The 3,124-nt window shown below is 46.2% G+C and carries 3 protein-coding genes; 1 reads left to right on the top strand and 2 read right to left on the bottom strand.

Annotated features, from left to right (window positions below; translation table 11 throughout):
- Positions 1 to 121: 121 nt before the first annotated feature.
- Positions 122 to 1,948 carry a threonine--tRNA ligase gene (gene thrS, locus QT974_RS32820; RefSeq protein ID WP_333472545.1) on the bottom strand — a complete coding sequence of 609 codons (1,827 nt, stop codon included), beginning with the start codon at positions 1,946 to 1,948 and terminating at the stop codon, positions 122 to 124.
- Positions 1,949 to 2,291: 343 nt separating this feature from the next.
- Between thrS and QT974_RS32825 the strand changes: the two genes are divergently transcribed.
- Entirely contained in the window at positions 2,292 to 2,450 is a 159-nt protein-coding gene (locus tag QT974_RS32825; protein WP_333472546.1) for a hypothetical protein, read from the top strand.
- 316 nt (positions 2,451 to 2,766) lie between these two features.
- Here QT974_RS32825 and QT974_RS32830 read toward each other — a convergent pair.
- Positions 2,767 to 3,124 (bottom strand): zinc ribbon domain-containing protein (locus QT974_RS32830; protein ID WP_333472547.1); only part of this gene is annotated, 358 nt, incomplete at its 5' end.

Genomic DNA, 3,124 nt, shown 5'->3' on the forward strand with positions numbered 1-3,124 from the left:
TAATAACTTATATGCGGTCATGCTTCTTCAGGCTTCAAAAACCAGATGCACCCGAAGGACTGAAGTCCGAACGATCGAACCTAATTTTATTGTTACTGTTCAAGCAGATACAATATTTCGCTTAAAAATCCCCGTAACTACTAATAGCAGTTTGCAACCTGGCGATCGCCTCATCAACCGAAATCGCCCCCAACTCCCCAGAAGCACGAGTCCGAATATTCAAACTATTCGCCTCAACCTCCTTAGCACCCACAACACACATCACCGGAATTTTATCCTTCTCAGCATTGCGAATCAACTTGCCCAAACGTTCGCTACTCTCAACTTCCGCCCGAATATTCAGCGCCTTCATCCTCGCCTCGACTTCCTTAGCAAACGGCAAAAACTCCTCGCTGACAGGCAACAACCGCACCTGAATCGGCGCTAACCAGATCGGGAAATCCCCCGCGTACTGTTCGATCAAAATCCCAATTAAACGCTCCAAAGAACCGAAAGGAGCGCGGTGAATCATTACTGGACGCTGGCGACTGCCGTCTTCAGCAACGTATTGCAAATCAAAACGTTCTGGCAAATTGTAATCTACCTGAACAGTTCCTAATTGCCATTCTCTATCCAACACATCTTGGAAAATGAAATCGAGTTTTGGCCCGTAAAATGCCGCTTCTCCAATTCCCTCAAAATAATTCATGCCCAAGGTTTCCACCGCGCGGCGGATGGCACCTTGCGCTTTTTCCCAAGCTTCATCGGAACCGATGTATTTCTCTAAATTTTCTGGATCGCGGAAACTCAAACGCGCCTTAAAGTTTTTAAGTTGCAGACTTTTGAATACTGACAGAATTAAATCCACCACACTCAAGAATTCAGCATCCAACTGTTCCGGCGTGACAAATAAGTGGGAATCATCCACCGTAAAGCCGCGCACTCTGGTTAAACCGCCCAATTCTCCCGATTGTTCGTAGCGGTAAACTGTGCCGAATTCCGCTAAGCGCATGGGCAATTCCCGATAGGAACGCAGTTCGCTTTTGTAAATTTGAATGTGAAAAGGACAGTTCATGGGTTTCATCACAAAACCCTGTTCGTTTGCTGCCGCTTCTGCATCTTCTGCCATCAGCGGAAACATATCTTCTTTGTATTTCTGCCAATGTCCAGAAATTTTGAACAAATCAACTCTGGCAATGTGCGGAGTCACTACTTGCAAATAGCCGCGTTTGATTTGTTCCTGTTTCAAGAAATCTTCTAAAATACTTCTCAAAATAGTGCCTTTGGGCGTCCACAAAGGCAAGCCTGGGCCTACTGCGTCGGCAAAGATAAACAAGCCTAATTCTTTGCCGAGTTTGCGGTGATCTCGCCTTAATGCTTCTTCTTTGCGGTGTTTGTAGGCTTCCAATTGTTCGGGAGTTTCCCAAGCTGTGCCGTAAATCCGCTGCAATTGAGCTTTGGTTTCGTCGCCGCGCCAGTATGCGCCCGCGAGACTCTCTAGCTCGATCGCCCTGCCATTGATTTCACTGGTATTATCCAAATGGGGCCCAGCGCACAAATCCCACCATTCGTCACCCAAATGGTAAAGAGTAATCGGTTCGATCAAACCTGCCAAAATTTCTAATTTGTAAGGTTCGTCGATCTCCTTGATGCGCCGTTCGGCTTCCTCGCGGCTGACTTCTTCCCGAGTTACAGGCAATTTACGGTTAATGATTTTGATCATTTCTTTCTTAATTGCCTTGAGATCCTTTTCAGTAAAAGGTTCTGGACAATCAAAATCGTAATAAAAACCATTTTCAATCCAAGGGCCGATGGTGACTTGGGCCTTGGGAAATAATTTCTGTACCGCCATCGCCATAACGTGAGATGTGGTGTGGCGAATTTTTTTTAGTTGTTCCGACTCACTGGTGCGGGGCAACTCTATCTTAACGGACTGTTCTGGAGCGTTCATGGATTCTGAGCTAGACATCGGCTGAATTTAGCGATTAATTTTACTCTAGTATAGTTAATCAGTGGTGAACCGAGGCAGCACCGGCGGTGGGATATACCCAGTCAAAGTTCGTGTAAGAACTAGCCACTTAATTCTTGAACCAATTCCTTAAACAACAGTTTGGTTGGTTTAGCAGCAATTCGCGATCGCACAAGCTCGATCGGGAGCATCTCAATTTTTGCAAAAAGCATTTATTTTTTTGTTGTAGTGCTGTCGGGAGCACAGCAAAGCTGTTAAAACCAAGCGAGCGGGGACAGCACTACAAAATCAAAACCCAGATCCTCCCGCTCGATCGACTCGCCGAAAAGCTTTTTGGGCATCAATGAGTTTCCCGAGCCGATCGCCAATATGGTTTTTGAAGCGGCAGCGCTGCGGTTCAATCCGAGTCAAAACCCACGGCCACAAAGCTTTCCGGCACAAGTCTGAGCCTCCGACAACTTTCGATTTTTTGCAAATCGCCGCTGCTTGCTTGCGAGTTTAGATAGTGCAGGTGTCGCTGCGATATCTGATGGTGCGGGTTTCAATCGAGTTGCCGATCGGCTTGGGAAAATAGTGGGGGAAAACTTTTTACTTGCTCAAGTTGTCGAGGTCGTAATTTGCCGGCCCACTGTAGCGCGCCACTGGCCCCGCTTCTGGGAAAATTGACACTCAAGCGGGAGTCAACGCCACGCTCGATTCTTGATTCAAAGAAGCGATTTGCTGATATATAGCCTTTCTCAGAAAGATTCGCGGACGCATGGGCATGGGGCATAGGGCATGGGGCATAGGGCATAGGGCATAAGATTAGCGGGCATACCTCACTTTTTTGAGAAAGGCTGTAGGATTTCTCCAGCATCACTAGAGATCGCTTCTCCACAAGCGTTTCCTAGATTAAATCTAGAGATTTCGGTCTGCCCGACCGTACCCAATCCTCGGCTTAAGATATTTCTAGCTGCGTTTTCATCTCTATCAAAACTACAACCACATTTACAAATGTGTGTTCTAGTAGATAGACTTTTCTTCACAATTATACCGCAGTTAGAGCATTCTTGGCTGGTATATGCTGGGTTGACCGCAACCGTTACTTTCTCAAATACTTTTAACAAACAACCAATCACCAATAACAAACAACCAATCACCAATAACAAACAACCAATCACCAATAACAAACAACCA

The organism is Microcoleus sp. BM001215392 (genome assembly GCF_036700185.1).
In the GTDB taxonomy this organism is placed as follows: Bacteria; Cyanobacteriota; Cyanobacteriia; order Cyanobacteriales; family Microcoleaceae; genus Microcoleus.

Coding starts and splice junctions, on each gene's coding strand:
- QT974_RS32825 (WP_333472546.1), top strand. CDS start 2,292: ATGAGTTTCCCGAGCCGATCGCCAATATGGTTTTTGAAGCGGCAGCGC.
- thrS (WP_333472545.1), bottom strand. CDS start 1,948: ATGTCTAGCTCAGAATCCATGAACGCTCCAGAACAGTCCGTTAAGATA.